The 18,736-nt window shown below is 43.8% G+C and carries 15 protein-coding genes and 6 tRNA genes; 4 read left to right on the top strand and 17 right to left on the bottom strand.

What is annotated here, in order from left to right:
* Positions 1 to 224 precede the first annotated feature (224 nt).
* Positions 225 to 2,639, bottom strand: coding sequence for a penicillin-binding protein PBP1B (gene pbp1b / locus FKX92_RS07070; RefSeq protein ID WP_149565922.1), 2,415 nt, complete (start codon positions 2,637 to 2,639; stop codon positions 225 to 227).
* 154 nt (positions 2,640 to 2,793) lie between these two features.
* Between pbp1b and tyrS the strand changes: the two genes are divergently transcribed.
* Both tyrS and FKX92_RS07060 read left to right on the top strand, forming a co-directional pair.
* Complete coding sequence (gene tyrS / locus FKX92_RS07065) at positions 2,794 to 4,050, top strand: tyrosine--tRNA ligase (protein ID WP_149566099.1); 1,257 nt, start codon at positions 2,794 to 2,796, stop codon at positions 4,048 to 4,050.
* Between the two features lie 92 nt (positions 4,051 to 4,142).
* Positions 4,143 to 4,991 carry a putative RNA methyltransferase gene (locus tag FKX92_RS07060; RefSeq protein WP_149565921.1) on the top strand — a complete coding sequence of 283 codons (849 nt, stop codon included), beginning with the start codon at positions 4,143 to 4,145 and terminating at the stop codon, positions 4,989 to 4,991.
* A 79-nt stretch (positions 4,992 to 5,070) separates the two neighbouring features.
* Here the strand turns inward: FKX92_RS07060 and FKX92_RS07055 are convergent, their stop codons facing one another.
* Together FKX92_RS07055 and FKX92_RS07050 are read right to left on the bottom strand one after the other, a co-directional pair.
* Positions 5,071 to 6,201: an ABC transporter ATP-binding protein gene (locus tag FKX92_RS07055; protein ID WP_149565920.1), complete on the bottom strand. Its 1,131-nt coding sequence runs from the start codon at positions 6,199 to 6,201 to the stop codon at positions 5,071 to 5,073.
* A 176-nt stretch (positions 6,202 to 6,377) separates the two neighbouring features.
* On the bottom strand, positions 6,378 to 8,771 hold the full coding sequence (locus tag FKX92_RS07050; protein ID WP_149565919.1) for an SIALI-17 repeat-containing surface protein: 2,394 nt from the start codon (positions 8,769 to 8,771) through the stop codon (positions 6,378 to 6,380).
* Positions 8,772 to 9,126: 355 nt separating this feature from the next.
* Between FKX92_RS07050 and FKX92_RS07045 the strand changes: the two genes are divergently transcribed.
* The gene (locus FKX92_RS07045; protein WP_002898690.1) at positions 9,127 to 9,729 is read left to right on the top strand and encodes a TetR/AcrR family transcriptional regulator; all 603 of its coding nucleotides are present in this window, start codon (positions 9,127 to 9,129) and stop codon (positions 9,727 to 9,729) included.
* A gap of 212 nt (positions 9,730 to 9,941) precedes the next feature.
* Positions 9,942 to 10,514: a TetR/AcrR family transcriptional regulator gene (locus FKX92_RS07040; protein ID WP_149565918.1), complete on the top strand. Its 573-nt coding sequence runs from the start codon at positions 9,942 to 9,944 to the stop codon at positions 10,512 to 10,514.
* Between the two features lie 141 nt (positions 10,515 to 10,655).
* On the opposite strand, the gene FKX92_RS12060 is transcribed toward FKX92_RS07040, so the two are convergent.
* The 14 genes from FKX92_RS12060 to FKX92_RS06965 all read right to left on the bottom strand — a co-directional run bounded on the left by FKX92_RS12060 (position 10,656) and on the right by FKX92_RS06965 (position 18,736).
* Positions 10,656 to 11,258 carry a DUF6287 domain-containing protein gene (locus tag FKX92_RS12060; RefSeq protein WP_187759403.1) on the bottom strand — a complete coding sequence of 201 codons (603 nt, stop codon included), beginning with the start codon at positions 11,256 to 11,258 and terminating at the stop codon, positions 10,656 to 10,658.
* An 85-nt stretch (positions 11,259 to 11,343) separates the two neighbouring features.
* A complete protein-coding gene (locus FKX92_RS07025; RefSeq protein WP_149565917.1) occupies positions 11,344 to 11,562 on the bottom strand; it encodes a heavy-metal-associated domain-containing protein in 219 nt (72 codons plus the stop codon).
* A gap of 20 nt (positions 11,563 to 11,582) precedes the next feature.
* The gene (locus FKX92_RS07020; protein ID WP_149565916.1) at positions 11,583 to 13,826 is read right to left on the bottom strand and encodes a heavy metal translocating P-type ATPase; all 2,244 of its coding nucleotides are present in this window, start codon (positions 13,824 to 13,826) and stop codon (positions 11,583 to 11,585) included.
* Complete coding sequence (locus FKX92_RS07015) at positions 13,826 to 14,269, bottom strand: CopY/TcrY family copper transport repressor (RefSeq protein WP_149565915.1); 444 nt, start codon at positions 14,267 to 14,269, stop codon at positions 13,826 to 13,828. Before FKX92_RS07015 ends, FKX92_RS07020 begins: the two co-directional genes overlap by 1 nt.
* Before the next feature lie 149 nt (positions 14,270 to 14,418).
* On the bottom strand, positions 14,419 to 15,921 hold the full coding sequence (locus FKX92_RS07010; RefSeq protein WP_149565914.1) for a zinc ABC transporter substrate-binding protein AdcA: 1,503 nt from the start codon (positions 15,919 to 15,921) through the stop codon (positions 14,419 to 14,421).
* Positions 15,922 to 15,930: 9 nt separating this feature from the next.
* Positions 15,931 to 16,737 carry a metal ABC transporter permease gene (locus FKX92_RS07005; RefSeq protein WP_149565913.1) on the bottom strand — a complete coding sequence of 269 codons (807 nt, stop codon included), beginning with the start codon at positions 16,735 to 16,737 and terminating at the stop codon, positions 15,931 to 15,933.
* Positions 16,730 to 17,440, bottom strand: a complete 711-nt coding sequence (locus tag FKX92_RS07000) for a metal ABC transporter ATP-binding protein (protein WP_149565912.1) — start codon at positions 17,438 to 17,440, stop codon at positions 16,730 to 16,732. The genes FKX92_RS07005 and FKX92_RS07000 overlap by 8 nt, the downstream gene beginning before the upstream one ends.
* On the bottom strand, positions 17,437 to 17,880 hold the full coding sequence (locus tag FKX92_RS06995) for a zinc-dependent MarR family transcriptional regulator (RefSeq protein ID WP_002896843.1): 444 nt from the start codon (positions 17,878 to 17,880) through the stop codon (positions 17,437 to 17,439). Before FKX92_RS06995 ends, FKX92_RS07000 begins: the two co-directional genes overlap by 4 nt.
* Before the next feature lie 352 nt (positions 17,881 to 18,232).
* Positions 18,233 to 18,316: transfer RNA gene (locus FKX92_RS06990), tRNA-Leu, on the bottom strand.
* A 12-nt stretch (positions 18,317 to 18,328) separates the two neighbouring features.
* Positions 18,329 to 18,400 (bottom strand) — tRNA-Gln (locus FKX92_RS06985).
* Positions 18,401 to 18,413: 13 nt separating this feature from the next.
* Positions 18,414 to 18,486 (bottom strand) — tRNA-His (locus FKX92_RS06980).
* A 10-nt stretch (positions 18,487 to 18,496) separates the two neighbouring features.
* Positions 18,497 to 18,567 (bottom strand) — tRNA-Trp (locus FKX92_RS06975).
* Positions 18,568 to 18,575: 8 nt separating this feature from the next.
* A tRNA-Tyr gene (locus FKX92_RS06970) sits at positions 18,576 to 18,656 on the bottom strand.
* Positions 18,657 to 18,669: 13 nt separating this feature from the next.
* Positions 18,670 to 18,736: transfer RNA gene (locus tag FKX92_RS06965), tRNA-Phe, on the bottom strand.

The raw sequence follows: 18,736 nt of genomic DNA, 5'->3' as shown, positions 1-18,736 counted from the left end.
AAAAATTAAATTATGGTTACATAATTCGTTTTTCCTAAAAATAGGCACAAAAAGAGCAGCTAAATCTGACTTATTCAAGTTTGATTTAACTGCTGTAAGCTTCTATTTGGACAATATTTCAAATAAAGCACACGACAAATTATTGTTATCATTATACCTTATTTAGCTAGAAATTGCAAGGATTTCATCCGCTTTCTGAAAAGTTAAAAACTGTTCTTGATGCGCTAGTTCCCCTGCCGGTTATTGTTAGAATTGGAGCTGGAATTAGAATTAGAGGTAGAACCGCCCAGTATAGCTGACCAAGCCTTCTGATAATCCGCATCTGATGCCCCGATACCAAAGCGGTATGTCGTGGTCGGAGCACCGTTTTTAGCCCAATAGCTAGGCACTGTCGGACCGCTGAGATTAACAGAGCGGCCGTTTACCGTTACTGTACCTGGCTTTTCCCCTGTGGACTTGAGTACATCAGACTTAATCACACTCGGATCAAGAGTAAATTTATCACCAACACCCCAGGCATTTGGATCTGCCTGATAGATAGCATCTGCCATATAGGCCATGTAGGAGGCATTATTATTATAACCAGTCAACGCCGCCATAGAGCTATTATCATCATGACCAATCCAGCCTCCCAAAGTCATCTTAGGAGTAGAAAGCATCAGCCACATATCACCGTTGGTGTTGGTCGTTCCAGTCTTACCAATCCAATCGGCTCCAGCCAAGGTTCCATTGACCTGACTGATTCTGGATTTATAGGTCGTAGTAGCCCCAGAATTGATAACTCCCCGCATGAGCTCCTGCATAATCGTAGCAGCTGCTGGACTGTATATCTGAACAGGATTGGCCTTATGCTGGTAAATCACCTTGCCATCTCGGTCTGTGATTTTTTCAACCATGTATTTTTTTTGGTAGGTTCCATTATTAGCCAAGGTTTGGAAACCATTGGTATGCTGAGCTACAGATACTTCGATTCCCCCGCCCATTGGGAGACTCTCAATGCTGTAGTCATCGATGTAATAGCCCATTTTTTCCATATAGCCACGGACATTGACACCCTTTTCGCGTAATCCGCGGTAAGTCCAATAAGCCGGAATATTCCAAGAAGTATTGAGCGCTTCTTGCAGGTCCATCATGGCTGTACCACGGCTGTCCACGTGCATGATTGGGTCACCGCTTGAAAAGTTAGTCGGATAGTTAGAAAGAACGCTGGCGCTGCCCATCAGGCCTTGGTCAATAGCAATCCCATAAGCCAGAATCGGCTTAATAGTCGAACCTGGCGAGCGTTCCGTATCAAAGGCGTGATTGTTCTGATTGGAAGCATAGTCTCTGCCTCCTACAAAGCCAATCACAGCACCGGTTTTGTTATCCAAGAGGACATTTCCCACTTCAACTGCACCAGTTCCGTCATCCAAGATGCCGCCATAGTTGGCTACTGCATTTTGCATAGCGGTGTGGATGTTCTTGTTAATCGTGGTGGTGACAGTATAGCCGCCATCGCTCAGTTCTTTAGCAGCCAATTCCTTGTAGGCTTTAACAGTGTCATTGTTTTTCAGCTCTTGCTGAGAAACATTGTCCCGCTGAATCAAGTACTCGTACATGGTCTGCTGGGCTTCTTCGACCGCTGTGTAGTAAAGGTAGCCATGCGAAGATTTTTCTGAACTTTCAGAGGGCTTGAAATCCTTGGTCAAGTCGTAGTCCTTGTACTCCTTGTACTCTTTCTCGCTTAGCTTGCCCGTCCGATACATATTATAGAGCACATCCTTGGCACGTTCCAAGCCCAGAGCCATATCTCCTGCATTCTTGAGACTGCCATCGGCTGCATAAGGCGAATAAACAATTGGACTCTGTGGCAAGCCGGCAATAAAAGCAGACTGGGGCACTGTCAAATCCTTAGCAGAGACACCAAAAATTCCTTGAGCAGCTTCTTCCACACCAGCGATATTCTGCCCCTTATTATTGCGCCCGAAAGGCGAAACGTTCAAGTAGGTCGTCAAAATATCATCCTTGGACATGTAACGCTCCAAAGCCAGCGCATCAACAATTTCCGCTGCTTTCCGCTTGAAGGTCGGTGCATCACCCACCACCTGCTGCTTAATCAACTGCTGAGTAATAGTTGAACCCCCGCTAGACGAGCCAACTCCGACAACAGAACCGAGCGTAGCCCTAAGCACAGCCTTAGGCACAACTCCGTTATGCGTTTCAAAGTTCTCATCCTCTGTAGCGATAACGGCTTTTTTTACATTTTCAGAGATGGCGTCACTCTTAACCGGAATGCGGAGCAAATCATTGTCCACTTCTGCAATCAAGCTGCCATCAGCATAGGTAAGCTTAGAAATACCAGAGATATTATTCACCTGCTTGACCAGATCTTCTTGCTTGGGCACTTCAACCTTACTGAAAAGACTAGCTGCATAGCCTATCCCGATCCCAGCACCGATTACGCCACCGAAGAAGATAAACACAAAAGCCATATTCATCAGAAGTTTAAAAGTCCGCAAGAAAACAGCAAAAACATCACCGATAGACCAGCCATTGTTGCCACTAACGATCTTCTTGCTCCATTCTGGAAGATGTATTTTTTTGATAAACTGCTGGGCTTTTCCCCAGAACTCTTTTAATTTCTCTATTAATTGTTCCAAGTTTGATTCTCCTTGTTATCTTCCCATTATACCAAATATCTATGATTTATTTCAAGGAAACATTGCTATTTAAAAGCTTTATGATACAATAGAGTAACATAAATTTAAAATATAGATAAGCCAATTTCTTGGCTTTTAGAATAGGAGAGACATGATGCACATTTTTGATGAGCTAAAAGAACGTGGCTTGGTATTCCAAACTACTGATGAAGCAGCTTTACGCAAGGCCTTAGAAGAAGGACAAGTCTCTTATTATAGTGGATACGATCCAACCGCTGACAGTCTGCACCTTGGCCACTTGGTAGCCATTCTGACCAGCCGTCGCTTGCAACTAGCCGGACATAAACCCTACGCTCTGGTTGGAGGAGCGACTGGATTGATTGGCGATCCATCCTTTAAGGATGCAGAACGCAGCCTCCAAACCAAGGAAACCGTGGAAGGCTGGGTAAAATCTATCCAAGATCAGCTTTCTCGTTTTCTGGACTTTGAAAAGGGCGATAATAAGGCAGAAATGGTCAATAACTATGACTGGTTCAGCAGCATCAGCTTTATCGACTTCCTACGCGATGTCGGCAAATACTTCACTGTCAACTACATGATGAGCAAAGATTCTGTCAAGAGCCGGATTGAGACAGGGATTTCCTATACAGAATTCGCCTACCAGATCATGCAAGGATATGACTTTTATATCCTCAATCAAAACCACGGCGTAACCCTGCAAATCGGTGGTTCTGACCAGTGGGGCAATATGACAGCAGGTACAGAACTCCTGCGCCGCAAGGCTGACAAGACTGGCCATGTGATAACTGTTCCGCTCATTACCGACGCTACTGGCAAAAAATTTGGTAAGTCAGAAGGCAATGCTGTCTGGCTCAATCCTGACAAGACTTCTCCTTACGAAATGTATCAATTCTGGATGAATGTCATGGACGCAGACGCTATCCGCTTCCTGAAAATCTTCACCTTCCTGTCCTTGGATGAAATCGAAGAGATTCGTCAGCAGTTTGAATCAGCACCACACGAACGCTTGGCTCAGAAAGTCCTGGCTCGCGAAGTGGTCAGTCTGGTTCACGGTCAAGAAGCATATCAGGAAGCCCTCAACATCACTGAGCAGCTCTTTGTCGGAAATATCAAGAACCTATCTGTCAAGGAACTCAAACAAGGTTTGCGCGGTGTGCCTAACTATCAGGTCCAAGCAGAAGACAACCTCAATATTGTAGAACTGCTTGTGACAGCCGGTGTGGTAAACTCCAAACGTCAAGCTCGCGAGGACGTCCAAAACGGTGCTATCTACCTCAATGGCGAGCGCATCCAAGATTTAGACTATGTTCTCAGCGACTCAGATAAACTGGAAGACGAGCTGACAGTTATCCGCCGTGGTAAAAAGAAATACTTTGTCCTTACCTACTAAAGATAAAAATCCGATTACCTGAATCGGATTTTTCTATGTCTTACCAATAAGAAGTCATCCAGTTTTATAAAAACAATAGAAAGAGAGCGCCTATGAAACCAAAACTTGCCCGCTTTGCCCAAGCTCCAGCTCTGGCCTGTCCACTCTGCCAGCAAAGCTTGGCTATGGAAGAAAACAGCCTCAAGTGTCCTAATCGCCATTCCTATGACATCTCCAAATCCGGTTATGTCAATCTAGCTCCCCAGGCCAAACAAGCTAAAGACTATGACAAAACAAGCTTTCAAAATAGGCAAGTCATCTTGGAAGCTGGCTTTTATCAGCATATCCTAGATGAGTTGCAGGATCTGCTGCAGGCCCTGCCTGAAGAACAGACTATTCTAGACATCGCTTGCGGAGAGGGATATTATGCTCGAAAAATCCAGGAAAAATTCCCCAACAAAGAAATTTATGCTTTTGATTTATCCAAAGATTCTATCCAGTTAGCTGCCAAAAGTGATCAGAGCCTTGCTGTAAAATGGTTTGTTGGTGATTTGGCACACTTGCCCGTTCAGGATCAAAGCATGGATGTCTTGCTGGACATCTTCTCACCAGCTAATTACCATGAATTTCAGCGAGTATTGAAAAAAGAGGGATTCATCATCAAAGTCATCCCAACAGAAAATCATCTGAAAGAAATTCGTCAAAAAGCTGCTCAATATCTGGACAAGAAAGATTATTCTAATCAAGATATCATCCAGCATTTCCAGAAGCACTTTACGATCCTATCTAGAAAGACCGTAGAATCAACCCATGCCCTGCATTCTGAGGAGAAAACTGCCCTGCTGCAGATGACTCCTTTACTCTTTCATGTTGAAAAAAATCTAATCAATTGGGAGCAGCTTACACATGCCACCATTTCAGCCGAGATTCTTATCGGAAAGCTAAAACAAGAAAAAATCTAAGCTCCTTTCAGTAAAAAACGCTGTTATAACAGCCATTTTAAAAACGCAGACAGGACTGTCTGCGTTTTTTATCTACTGATTAATAGACCGTCTTCTCTGTCTCTGGATCAAAGAAGTGCGCTTTATTGAGGTCGAAGCCTAGGTCAATACCTGCACCAGTTTCTAGGTAATCGCGTGAATCCACACGCGCTACAAACTCACTAGAACCCACTTGGCAGTAGAGATGAGACTCTGCTCCCAGCAATTCTGAAACAGAAATTTTAGCATGCACAACTGAATTCGGGAAAGTTTCCAAGAAAGCAGCTTCCGCATTGATATCTTCCGGACGAATACCGAAGATCAGCTCCTTGCCCTCGTAATTTTTCTCCCGCAGAACCTTGAGAGCTCCTTCTGGCACAGTCAAGCGCAGACCTTCTGCTACAATCTCATTCCCTTCAAGCTTAACTGGGATAAAGTTCATAGCTGGGCTGCCGATGAAGCCGGCAACGAACTTATTAACTGGGTTGTTATAGACTTCTTGAGGTGTACCAATCTGCTCCACTCGTCCAATCGTTCCAGTTCCAGCAGGATTCTTGGTCGCTGACATGATAACAATCCGGTCAGCCAGAGTCATAGCTTCAGTCTGGTCGTGGGTAACATAAATAGTTGTTGCCCCGATACGACGGTGAATCTTGGCAATCTCCGCCCGCATAGAAACACGCAGCTTAGCATCCAAGTTAGACAGAGGCTCATCCATAAGGAAAACCTTTGCATCACGAACGATAGCGCGTCCCATTGCTACCCGCTGACGCTGACCACCAGATAAATCAGCTGGCTTGCGCTGCAAGAATTCCTTCAAACCTAGGATTTCTGCTGCTTCATTAACCCGTTTGTCAATATCTTCCTTGCTGTACTTGCGCAGCTTGAGGCCAAAAGCCATATTGTCGTAGACAGTCATGTGCGGATAAAGGGCATAGTTCTGGAAGACCATGGCGATGTCACGGTCTTTGGGTGCCACATCATTAACCACTGTACCGTCAATAGAAGCAGTTCCTTCTGTGATGTCTTCAAGACCCGCAATCATACGCAGCGTAGTTGATTTCCCGCAACCAGATGGACCGACAAAGACGATAAATTCCTTGTCCTTGATATCTAGATTGAAGTCTTCCACTGAGTAGTGGTCGCTGTTGGGATATTTTTTATAGATATTTTTCAGATTTAATTCGACCATAATAAGCCCCTTCTTTTGAATAAAAATATTTTCTTTCAAGCTCTCGTTTGCAAAGCGCTTTCACATTGTCCATTATATCGTTTTTTTTTGACTTTTTCAAGCACTTTTAGTAAAACGTTTGCATAATTTTTAAAATTTTCTCCATCAAAAAAGAGGCCACTGGGCCTCTTTAAAACTTATTCTTCTTTTTTTCTACTACGGAATGACAATCCAGCTGCGCCTAAAGCGCTGATAAGTCCTGCAACTGTGAAAAGAGCATTAGAAGCTTGACCCGTATGCGGCAAGACTGACGCACCACTCTTACTTTCCTTGTTTTTAAGCTGAGCTGGCTGGGTGACCTTAGCTGATGAAGACTGCTCTTGTACTGATTTGGTCCCATCAACTGCTGGCAAAATACCGCTAGTTACTTGGTAAGCAGGTAAAGCATCAGCTACTGCCGCGTCAGCAGCATTGACACCGCCGGTAAATTCCGGAAGAGCCGCCATTTGAGGAGCGCTGTCTGGATGTGCACTCCTGACTGATGGCTGAACGCCAGCATCATAGGCGTTATTTTCTGCCATAGTTGGCTCAGAATCATTGACGCCTCCTGTAAATTCAGGCCGTGTTACTGTTGCTCCTTCTGAATCATTTACATTGCCACTAAATTCTGGTTGTACTGAAGACTGCGGAGCTGTATCGGGATGAGTTCCAACTTCATGGCTGGACAAATCATATTCCGACGCCGTTGCCGTTGCTGGCTCAGAGTCGCTGACGCCTCCACTAAATTCAGGCCGTGTTGCTGTTGGTGCTTCTGAATCATTTACATTGCCACTGAATTCTGGTTGTACTGAAGACTGCGGAGCTGTATCGGGATGAGTTCCAACTTCATGGCTAGACAAATCATATTCCGACGCCGTTGCTGTTGCTGGCTCAGAGTCGCTGACGCCTCCACTAAATTCTTGCCTAGCTTCCTGTGGTGAATCACTTGGAATAGAAGAAGCTGTCTTAGCTTTAGCAGCATTCTTGACAATCGCTTCTAGATTTTCAAGAGCTTTTGTCTGCTCAGCAGCGATCTGTTCCTGCAGTTTCTCTGCTTTTTCTGCACTGTCTACACTATCGTCTAGCTGTGCAATCGCATCTGTTACCGTCTTTAATACTGCTCGAATCTTTTCTTTAGCTTGCTTTTTATCAAGTTCTGAAAGTGTTTGGTGATGTTCAATAGCTTCAAGCTGTTTGTCGACTTCTTCTTCAAGCTCATCTAAAACCAAATCTTTGCCAACTGGATGAATCGTGTCCAAGCTAGCAATTCCAGCTTCCTCAATTCTCTCCAGTTCCTCTTCGGTATCAGCCTTTTCAAGCGCTATTTTCGCATCTGCTAGAGTTGCTTCCGCTTCAGCTTTAGCCGTAGCCTGTTCTGCCTCTGACAGATTCGGGTTGCTCCGTAAGTCTGCTAGCTTATCAGACAGAGCAAGATCTAGTTTCAGCCCAGTCGTAACTTTCAGCAAACCTTGCTTCTCTGCCGCTACCTGTTCTTGAATTTTTTCGGCATCATCAGGACTTTCAACCCAAGCATTATAAGCTGCAATTGCTTTTTGAGCTATGGCTGCTGCATCTTCAATTTTCTTTTTAGCTGCAGTTTTTTCCTCAGCAGAAAGACTTTGATTCTTCTCAACAGCCTCGATAGTAGCTGTTTTTTCTTCCTGAATTTCTTTTAAGAACTGCTCTTTGCCAATAGGGTGAATCTTGGCTAAGTGGGCTATGGCTGTTTCTTTTGCCCGGTCATAGACTTCCTGAGAATCTGCTCCTTCAATAGCCTTCTTGGCTGCTTCTACCACCTGCTCTATCTCACCTCTAACTGCTTTCTTTTCTGCTTCTGAAAGATTGGGATTTGCTTCCAAGTCAGCTAACTTGGAAGCCAGAGTAAAATCTACGGTTGAACTTGCTATAAATTTGAAAAACTTATCTTCCTCGGTTACTGCCTGCTCTTGAATCACTTCCGCCTGCTCTGCTGTTGCTGCATTAACATCTAATTTCTGAATTGCATCCTCTGCTTCTGCAGCCTTCTTCCTTACAGACTCTTGGAAGCTTTTCTTTTGCTCCTCAGGCAGTAAATCGCTACTATCTACAAGTTTATCAAACTCTGCTTTTCCATTTTGGATTTCATCTAGAAGCAAATCTTTGCCGACTGGATTGATAGAGTTGATGTCTGCCAATCCATCTTCCTTAGCTTGATCAATCCTTTCTTTATCCTCAGCTGCAGCAATTTCATTCTGAGCCTTTGCAGCTGTTTGATTGACTTCCTCCTTAGCTGCTGCAAGCTCCTCAGCTGACAAATTTGGATTATTCCCAAGATCTGTCACTTTCTCAGCCAGAAACGTGCCTACTTCTGTATTAGCAGCCTCCCTGACCGTTGTCAAATCCTGATTTACTGGCGATGCAGCGACCGGAGTCTCTACTGCATTTGCCACTGGCCGCTCCTCATCTGCCGCCACCATACTGTGACCTAAAAACAGAGCACAAATAAGGACTGAACTAACACCTAAAACTGACTTCCGAATAGAATATCGCAAAACTTTTTCTGTTCTTTTCATTTTATTCTCCCCTGAACATAGTTTATTATCCCGATCAGTAACCCTTAATAAAAAGTCCAGTCAAACCTCCCATAAATCTTTCAGATTAGGTAATCTTTAAACTACACTTTCTATTTGACTTCTGATAAGATTTTTTATTATTTTATCATATTAACTTTTTAAAATAAAAGAATTATCGGCTTGATTTATGTACATTTTTGTGAAATCGTCCAGTTTTTAAACAGACATGATGTCCAGAAATTAAACTAAAAATTTTTCCATTTAACAATGTGTAAACTTTTTTAGTAAAAATTCCGGGCTATTTTCTAGCTTATTTCAGACAGAAAAAGTAAAATGGTATAGGAGGGATAAAATTATGGCTCTTAATACACGAGATAGGATTTTAGATGCATTTTTTGAATTAGCAGATAAACAGCCAGACAGGTCGCGTTTTACCTTTACAGAAATCGCTAAAGAAGCCGGCTTGTCCAGACAGGCTATTTACAAACGACACTTTAATAACACTACTGAAATTATCGAATACATTCGCCAAGATATGGTAAAGCAAGCTTTTGCTCCTAACTGGAATAGCAACAAAGCTGAAGCGGACTTAGATCCTTTCACCTTTTTGGCTCAAACGATTCTTCCCGCTATTTATGAGCAACGCCAACGCATTAAAATATTATATACTAGTTCTGTCGATCCCTTGTGGAGCGATTTTATTACTGCCAGTTACAAGGACTGGATCGAGCAAAATCTAAATCTTGACCACCAAAAATTAGGTATTCCTGAAGACCTGGCCAATCAACTGCTGGCCGGCTGGATTAGTTCTCTTATCGAGAATTGGATCACTCAGGATGACCCCGTTCCTTGCAAGCAGTTCTCTAAAACATTTCTCAACCTTGTATCTTCACCCCTAACCAGCTTTGCTGCCTATGATAGTCCAGCTGGTCCTTCAAATAAAATTGTTATCGCATAACCAACTAGAAGAAAAACAGAGAAATGACAGAACCGGTCCTTATAAGGGAAGACTGGTTTTTTAATATTTTTATATTAAATTTTAAAAATAATTGGACATTTCCTCTATAAAGTGTTATCATTTTAGTTGACAAGCGGTAAACTATTTTGTTGGGATTTGCTCTATTTTTAGACAAACCAGCAAGAACTTAATAAAAAAGAAGGAAGGTACTTATGCCCCAAGATACTCGAGACAAAGTCGTCAATGCCTTAATTGAGCTGGCAGAGCAAAATCCTGAAAAGTCTTATTTTACTTTTTCAGAGATTGCTAAACAAGCTGGTCTATCGCGCCAGGCTATCTATAAAAAGCATTTTAGCAATGTTGAAGACATTATCCAATACATCCGCCAGACAATTATGACTCCGTTTTTGCCCCTGTATGAAAGCTACGAAGAAGGAAGTGGAGAAAATCCGTTCTGTTTCTTTGCCCAACATATGATTCCTACCCTATATGAACATAGAAAATGGATGAAGGTGCTCTACACTACAGCTATCGATCCTTTCTGGAGTGACTATTTATCTACCTTCTTCACTCAGTGGGTCGTGCAAAATTTAGAAATTGACTCTAAAAAATTGGGAATTCCAAAAGAAATGGCTACGGAAATTGTTGTTAGATGGATTAATTCCCTCATTGAAATTTGGATTATCAAAGAAGAACCTATGCCTGCAGAGGATTTCGCCAAGCTCTTCCTGAATGTGATTTCAACCCCTATGGATCAGTTTATAACACCTCACAGTGAATCCTAATTCAGCTCAAAATTATGAAGCCCGCCTAATTTAGGCAGGCTTTTTTGTCGGTAAAATTTCTTACTCTCCCCCAAAAAAAGAGCAGATGGTCTTCTGCTCTCGTCAACTATATAGACTTTAACATCAAAAGCCAAGCTTCGTTTAATCTACTCGATAATAGAAGCTGCCTTGCTCGTCAAAGCTATTCAGGCCAACACCTGTCCAGATTCTGTCTTGGCCAGCATCGGAGTTGTCTGTAAAGTTTTCCTTGTCTGCGACCTTAACTCCCTTAGGAAGAAACTCAATCAGAAAACCTCCGCTTTCTCCGCCGTAGACACCGCCAGCAGCAGTACCATAGTCTGTCAGAGAAGCTCCATACAATTCATAACCACTTGAAACCAAGCCCTTTTCATCAAAAACAAGCTGGTTGCCAGAAGCATCCTGCCAGGTTCCTTTAACGCTAGCATAATTACCATTTGCAAGTGCTGAAATGTCCATCGCTTCCTTCTTTTCCTTGGTTTTTTCTGTGCTCGCACTCTCTGAGCTAGCGCTGCTAGCTGCTGAAGATGCTGCCGCAGTTGATTGACTGGATACCTGCTCCACAGAACTTGTTACCGAGCCAGTACTGCTAGTAGGCGTCTCTGATTGATTCGTAGCACTGCCCTTTGAGCAAGCTGTCATAGCTAATAAAGCAGCTCCTGTTAGTAAAAAAGGTAAAGCTTTTTTCTTCATTTTTCTCCTCTTTCTCACGGTAAGATAAATCATGTGATTAGTAACATTATAGATTATTTTATCGCTTTTTACAAGAAGAATTCTAGCAGCTGGGCAGGCGCATAGCTACTGACTTTATTCACTCAGCTTCTGCCACATCCAGAACCCTGTAGATTGTTTTTGCCAGAGCCGCTTCATAATCAGATGCACCATAAGGCTTATCAGTCGTGACTTGGGCTGTCTGCTTTTCTAAGTCCACAACCACATCTGACACTCCCTCCATAGATAGGAAGTGCTGGGCGACGTGTTTGACACAATTTTGACAAGATAAATTTTCTAACTGAATTGTTTGTTTCATAGATTCATTCCTCCGTATATTTAGTTCATTTTAAAGCGTCCTAGACGCAGAGCATTGACGACAACCGACACTGAGCTCAAGCTCATGGCTAGACCAGCCAGCATAGGATTGAGCAAGGGACCGCCGAAAAGATGCAATAGCCCCATAGCAATCGGGATGCCTAGTGTATTGTAGGCAAAGGCCCAGAAAAGATTTTCCTTGATATTGCGGATAGTCGCCTGGCTGAGCTTGATAGCTTTGACTACATCCTGCAAATCACTATGCATGAGCACTACATCTGCCGACTCAATAGCTACATCAGCGCCTGATCCGATGGCAATTCCAACATCTGCCTGAACCAGAGCTGGAGCATCATTAATACCGTCTCCGACCATGGCTAGTTTTTTCCCAGCTTCCTGCAAGTCTTTTATAGCAGTGGCCTTACCATCTGGCAATACACCTGCGATAACTTTTTGGATGCCAGCTTTCTGGGCAATAGCTGTCGCAGTTTCTTCACGATCTCCTGTCAGCATGATAACTTCCAGCCCCATAGACTGGAGCTCCTGCACCGCCTTCAGGCTGTTGGACTTCATCTCATCTGCTACCGCTAAAATACCTGTCAGCTGTCTATCTATTGCGACAAACATGGCTGTCTTCCCTTCCTTGGACAGCTCTAACAACTGTTCTTGAAAGGCACTGCTGTCAATGTTCTTTTCTTTCATCAAAGACTCATTTCCCACCAGAAGATGCTTACCTTCAACCTGAGCTGACAAACCTCGGCCAACAATGGCCTCAAAATAGCTGACAGGCAGCAAATCAAGCTCCTCCTGCTGAGCAGCTTCTAAGATAGCCTGAGCCAAAGGATGCTCAGAATGCTGCTCAGCACTGGCTATTAGCTGCAATAAGTCAGAGCGATTAAAACCTAAAGGCACCAAATCCGTCAGGCTGGGCTTTCCAACCGTAATCGTCCCAGTCTTATCAAGAACAATAGTATCCAGTTGATAAGCTGCTTCCAAAGCTTGTCCAGACTTAATCAAAATCCCATTTTCAGCCCCTTTGCCAGTCCCAACCATGATGGCTGTCGGAGTTGCTAAACCTAGCGCACAAGGGCAGGCAATGACCAGAACTGCGACAAAGATTGACAGGGAAAAGCTAAGACTCTCACCAGCTAGAAAATACCAGCCAAGAGCGGACAAAGTAGCCAAGCCCAGCACGATTGGGACAAAATAGAGCGAAATCTTATCGGCCAAAGCCGCAATCGGAGCCTTAGACCCCTGCGCTTCCTCCACCAATCTGACAATCTGAGCTAAGGTCGTATCCGAACCCACCCTAGTTGCTTGGTAATCAATACTACCATTTTGATTGATTGTGGCACTGGTAATGGTGTCGCCGACCTTCTTTTCAATCGGGACACTTTCACCAGTCATCATGGACTCATCCACAAAGGTCTGCCCCTCTATTACAAGGCCATCTACCGGCATACGCTCCCCTGGCTTGATACGGATAATATCTCCAACTCGGATATCCTCCGTATCAATGGTCACAGCCTCTCCATAGCGAATCACTGTCGCCTGACTAGGTACTAGCTCAAGTAGAGACTGAATCGCCTGAGACGTTCGACCCTTGGCAGAACTTTCCAGATATTTACCCAGAAGAACCAAGGCAATAATCACTGCAACAGACTCAAAGTAAAGCTGATGAACAAAGGCATGATGACCTAGAAAAACCTGACTGACCGAGTAGAGACTGTAGAAAAATGCTGCACTAGTCCCCACCGCAATCAAACTATCCATATTAGGATGCCTCTTGATAAGATTGCGAAATCCCCTCTGATAGAAACCACGACCAATCCACACAGCAGGCAGAGTCAAAAGTAGTTGTGACAGAACGAAGACCAAAGGGTGCGCCATATGGTCCAAGAAGCTAGGCAGAGGAAGACCGACCATACTTCCCATAGAGATATAAAGTAAAGGCAGAGCCGTAATCAAAAGAATCAGTAACTCTTGTTTCTTTTTTTGCAATTTCTGAGCTTTAATCTCAGCTTCTTCGCTTACATCAGACGGTCGGTCTTTTCCTTTTTCTTCTGCCTGATAACCAGCCTCGGCTACAGCAGCCAGCACTTGCTGGCTGTCAAATCCCGCCTTAGGAAGCAAACTGAGGCGTTCTGTCGCCAGATTGACACTGACATCCTCGACCGTTTCCAAGTCCTTGACCGCAATCTCTATCGTCATAGCACAGGCAGCGCAGGTCATACCTGAAAGCTTGTATTCTTTCTTCTCGCTCATCAATACGTCTCCTTTCCGTGCCCGCAACGACACTGGCCTTGAGGACAGTGGCATTTGATTTCCAAAGGAGCCGAGGCTCTTTTCTTATCGATGACTTGGCTGAGACGTTCCAAGTCCCCTTGACTAAACTGACTTCTCTCAATCATCGAAATCAAAAGATCTCCGTGTTTAGTATTACAGATATTGTCAAAAAGCGCCTGCCATGTACTTTCCAGATGGTCCGCTTCTAAAATCCGAGCATCGTAGTAAAACTTGCCCTCGATTTTTTCCATAGCGATAAATTCTTTGGTCTTCAGACGATTCAAAAGAGTCTTGATGGTTGCCGGTTTCCAGGAAAAATCGGCTTCCAACCGCGCTATAATCTCTGTACTGCGACTGTGTGGATAAGCCCATAACACACGCATCACTTGCCATTCTGCTTGGCTAATATTTTGCTGTTCCATTGTTTAACACTCCCTTATCATTTACATTTGTAATCCAACTCTTTATTAATTTACATTTGTAATCGTAATTTGTCAAGTGTTTTTATCGTCATTTCCTGATATGCAAAAAAAAGAAGGCGGGATAGTCCCGTCTTCTTACTTTATTTATATTAGTGCGCCAACATCTCTTGGGCAATTTCTTGACCGGTCAACTTACTTGGATAGTAGGTTGGCCAGTTTTCCAGCTCGTCAAAGAGTGCCTCCTGGCTTTCGCCACCATAGAAGATATGGAAGTGAGCCGCCTTGGTCGGTGCAATGTTGTGGTCGCTAAACTGAACATACTTGTACTCCCCAGCATCCTCGTCTGTCGCTTCAAACATGAAGCGAACTCCACGATTTCCCTTAGAGTAAGTCAGAGTGTGCTTGCCAACGTATTTATACGTATATTTCTTGGATTTTCCATCTACCACAAATTCCATAGTCTTGTCTGTGATATTGATATTGGAAACATCTGTCTTGTAGCCTTTGTCATAGTAGTCCTTGTATTCAGCTGCCGTCATTTTTCCAGTCAGCTTAGCCTTGTAATCAAAGACTTGGTCCAATGTCCCATCTTTCAGATAAGGGTAAACAGACTGCCACTCGCCAGCATAATCAGACAAGGTCCGATCCTTGATGGCACTGTCTTCAAAGTAGCCGTTTTGCACTGTCTTATCGTCTTCTTCTTTCTCGGCTGCAATCTCCGCTCCCTCTTGGTCAGTTGTCTTCTTGAGAGCCTTTAGATTGGCCTGCATGATAGAAACATAGTCTGCCCCATCCTTGGTCTGCTCCTCGGTCAAGCTTTCCAGCGGATTCAGGACATCAAGTTCTACCCCTGTTTCCTTAGCCAGAGTAGAAGCCAGAGCCTGAGAGGCATTCTCTTCAAAGTAGATATACTTGATTTTATTTTTCTTGATATACTCGGTCAATTCAGCCAAGCGTGAAGCGGATGGCTCACTGTCTGGTGAAAGTCCAGAAATTGGCACCTGCTTCAAACCATAGTCCAATGCCAGATAGTTAAAGGCTGCGTGCTGAGTGACAAAGCTCTTTTGCTTGGCGTTGGCCAATCCATCTTCATATTCCTTATCCAAGGCTTCCAGCTTCTTGATATAAGCCGCTGCATTTTTCTCAAAAGCAGCTTTCTTGTCAGGGTAAGACTTGCTCAGGCTATCACGGATGTGCTCCACCATTTTAATAGCTCGCTTCGGTGACAGCCAGACATGGGGATCATAGGCATGATGATGTCCCTCTTCACCATGGTCATGGTCTTCTTCCTCTTCACCACCAGGCAGCAAGAGCATATTCCCTGTCGCTTTGATAACCGTTTCTTCCTTATTTTTTAAAGTTTTTAGCGTATCTGGGACCCAAGTCTCCATATTTTCATTTTCATAGACAAAGGCATCTGCATCCTGAATCGTCGCAACTGCCTTAGCTGAAGGTTCATAATCATGCGGCTCTGTACCTGCCCCGATTAGAAGTTCAACATTGGCCTCATTTCCAGCCACCTGCTTGGTAAACTCATAAACAGGATAAAAAGTCGTGACAATATTGAGCTTGCCATCTGCATTTTTTTGATTGGAACAAGCTACTAAGAAAATACTCAGTAAACCTGCTAATAGTAAGCTAATTTTTTTCATTTTCTGCTCCTATTTCATAAATTTTTTGACCAGATTGACCAGCAAGAACAAGCTGACGAAGATAATCGTAATGCTAGCACTAGCTGGCGTCTCTGCATAGTAAGAAATATAAAGTCCGGCAATCATACCAAAGAAACCAATGGCATTTGCCAGCAAAATAACCGACTTGAAATTTTTCCCAATCCGCAGAGCAATACTGGCCGGCAAGACCATAATGGTCGAAACTAGCAAGGCTCCTGCAGCTGGAATCATGAGGGCGATCGCAACACCCGTCACGATATTAAAGAGAATGGACATGGTCCTCACCGGCAGCCCATCCACAAAGGCTGTATCCTCATCAAAGGTCAAGATGTACATAGGCCTAATAAAGAGGAAGGTCAAGACAAGCACCACAGCAGCAATGATAAAAAGGGAAATCACCTGCTCCGTACTGATAGTCACAATGGATCCAAATAGATATTGGTCCAGACTCATTGAGCTAGAACTCTTGCCTTTACTCATAACAATCAGGGAAATAGCTAAGCCAGTTGACATGAGAATAGCCGTCCCGATTTCCATGAAATTCTTATAGATAGTTCGCAGGTACTCTAAGAAGACTGCTGCAATAATGACAACAAGTACCGTTGTGAGAGTGGGCGATAGTCCAAGAACCAAACCAAAAGCCACACCTGCCAGTGAAACGTGGCTGAGCGTGTCACTCATAAGGCTCTGCCGCCGTAAAATCAGGAAAGTCCCCAGAATCGGCGAGAAAAGGCTCATGGCAATAACGGCCAAAAAGGCTCGTTGCATAAAATCATAGGAAAATAGATTAAGCATTGCTCACCTCCTGTCCATTGTCACTTTCATGCACATTGAAACAGCGCCAAGGTGAGTCCTGATTACGGACCAGATGAATGTTGCGGTCAGCATATTTACGAACTTCTTCCGGATCGTGTGTAATCATCAAGACAGCCTTCCCATGCTGATGAGCACTATGGTGCATGAGCTTGTAAAATTCATCTTTACTGCCTGCATCCATCCCCGTTGTCGGCTCATCAAGGACAAAAATATCCGGATCCGAAGCAAACATCCGAGCAATCACAGCCCTCTGCTTTTGCCCACCAGAGAGAGAACCAATCCTCTTATCCCGATGTTCCCACATTCCAACTGACTCCAGACTAGCCTTGATATGCTCTTCATCATGCTCATTCAAACGACGAAACCAACCCTTACGCGGATAACGTCCCGACTTGACAAACTCATATACCGTACTAGGGAAACCTGCATTAAAACTAGCAATCTGCTGAGGTAGATATGCAATCCGCAGTTTCTTGCCTTGCACATTAGTCTTGGAAATCTTCACTTCCCCATACTTAGGTTGCAAAATACCCAAACTAGCCTTGATAAGTGTCGTCTTAGCAGCTCCATTTTCCCCCGTCAAAGTTACAAACTCCCCACTGTCTAGAAAATAATGAATATGCTCCAGCACAGGCTCCTTGTCATAGTAAAAGGAAAGATTATCGACTGTGATATATCTCATTTACCAATCTCTCCCACCAAGGCTTCCAAGAACTTCGAAATTGTCGCCTGTTCACTAGCAGAAAACTGCTCAGCCAATTTTTGATACGTCTCCAAAGTATGTGCGTGATGATGCTGATGTTCCTTTGCAATCGGCTGAGCTAACTCAGTCAAACGGTAAAAGGTAACCCGTGCATCTCTCTTATCTTTAAAGGCTTGCAGCATCTCTTGCCGAACCAAGGATTTCACAGCCTTGGTCACAGCAGCTTGACTCACATTCAGTTTTTTTGCCAAATCAGAATTTGTCAAGGATTCCTCAGACAAAAGCATCAAAATATGCTCCTGCGTATTAGTTAAAGGCACATCACTCGTGCAAGAACCAATCAGAATCTCATGCTGATTTTCTGCCTTCAAAATAACTTCATTTAAAAATTGATCGATCTTATCTGCTAAATGAGTCATTTCCTCCTCCTTCTCTTAACCAGTTAAAGCTTTACTGGTTAATTATACCACAAAAAAGAAAAGAGTCAAGAATTTTCAGTAAAAGTAAAATGCTTTTCACAAAAAATATTTAATCATACAATTAGATTCTTAAGTCCTAAATAAAACTCAATCATAGAATGAAAAGCAACAAACTAAGCTGCCTCTTATTAGCATTCTAGATTCTATAAACAATTTGATGGTGAGTCCATTACATTAGTTGAGTGTGGATTTACAAGTAAAATCATGATGCAATCTTCCGCATTAGCTTGCAAATAATTACTAAAGAGAAAACAAAAAAACGAAGTAAAAATACTCCGCTAAACTTAAGCTATACCGGCGGCCGGGGTCGAACCGGCACGTCCGTGAGGACACTGGATTTTGAGTCCAGCGCGTCTGCCAATTCCGCCACGCCGGCTCAAGTTTTTAACTGGGGTAGCTGGATTCGAACCAACGCATGAGGGAGTCAAAGTCCCTTGCCTTACCGCTTGGCGATACCCCAATAATATTAAATAGGCGAGTGATGGGGATCGAACCCACGCATGCCAGAGCCACAATCTGGTGTGTTAACCACTTCACCACACCCGCCATATTTAAACACGGGCAGTAGGAATTGAACCCACACTGAAGGTTTTGGAGACCTTAGTTCTACCTTTAAACTATGCCCGTAAAGGTTATGGAAGGGGAGGGATTCGAACCCCCGAACCCGAAGGAGCGGATTTACAGTCCGCCGCGTTTAGCCTCTTCGCTACCCTTCCGATTATAAAATTATGGCGCGAGACGGAATCGAACCGCCGACACATGGAGCTTCAATCCATTGCTCTACCAACTGAGCTAC

It is taken from the genome of Streptococcus sanguinis, assembly GCF_008329445.1.
In the GTDB taxonomy this organism is placed as follows: Bacteria; Bacillota; Bacilli; order Lactobacillales; family Streptococcaceae; genus Streptococcus; species Streptococcus sanguinis_O.
Note: the sequence above shows the minus strand (reverse complement) of the source record. Positions and strands in the feature narration are given on the sequence as shown.

Coding starts and splice junctions, on each gene's coding strand:
- FKX92_RS12060 (WP_187759403.1), bottom strand. CDS start 11,258: ATGATTTATCTTACCGTGAGAAAGAGGAGAAAAATGAAGAAAAAAGCT.
- FKX92_RS07050 (WP_149565919.1), bottom strand. CDS start 8,771: ATGAAAAGAACAGAAAAAGTTTTGCGATATTCTATTCGGAAGTCAGTT.
- FKX92_RS07060 (WP_149565921.1), top strand. CDS start 4,143: ATGAAACCAAAACTTGCCCGCTTTGCCCAAGCTCCAGCTCTGGCCTGT.
- FKX92_RS07000 (WP_149565912.1), bottom strand. CDS start 17,440: ATGAGATATATCACAGTCGATAATCTTTCCTTTTACTATGACAAGGAG.
- FKX92_RS07020 (WP_149565916.1), bottom strand. CDS start 13,826: ATGAGCGAGAAGAAAGAATACAAGCTTTCAGGTATGACCTGCGCTGCC.
- FKX92_RS07040 (WP_149565918.1), top strand. CDS start 9,942: ATGCCCCAAGATACTCGAGACAAAGTCGTCAATGCCTTAATTGAGCTG.
- FKX92_RS07015 (WP_149565915.1), bottom strand. CDS start 14,269: ATGGAACAGCAAAATATTAGCCAAGCAGAATGGCAAGTGATGCGTGTG.
- FKX92_RS07010 (WP_149565914.1), bottom strand. CDS start 15,921: ATGAAAAAAATTAGCTTACTATTAGCAGGTTTACTGAGTATTTTCTTA.
- FKX92_RS07005 (WP_149565913.1), bottom strand. CDS start 16,737: ATGCTTAATCTATTTTCCTATGATTTTATGCAACGAGCCTTTTTGGCC.
- FKX92_RS07025 (WP_149565917.1), bottom strand. CDS start 11,562: ATGAAACAAACAATTCAGTTAGAAAATTTATCTTGTCAAAATTGTGTC.
- tyrS (WP_149566099.1), top strand. CDS start 2,794: ATGCACATTTTTGATGAGCTAAAAGAACGTGGCTTGGTATTCCAAACT.
- FKX92_RS07045 (WP_002898690.1), top strand. CDS start 9,127: ATGGCTCTTAATACACGAGATAGGATTTTAGATGCATTTTTTGAATTA.
- FKX92_RS07055 (WP_149565920.1), bottom strand. CDS start 6,201: ATGGTCGAATTAAATCTGAAAAATATCTATAAAAAATATCCCAACAGC.
- FKX92_RS06995 (WP_002896843.1), bottom strand. CDS start 17,880: ATGACTCATTTAGCAGATAAGATCGATCAATTTTTAAATGAAGTTATT.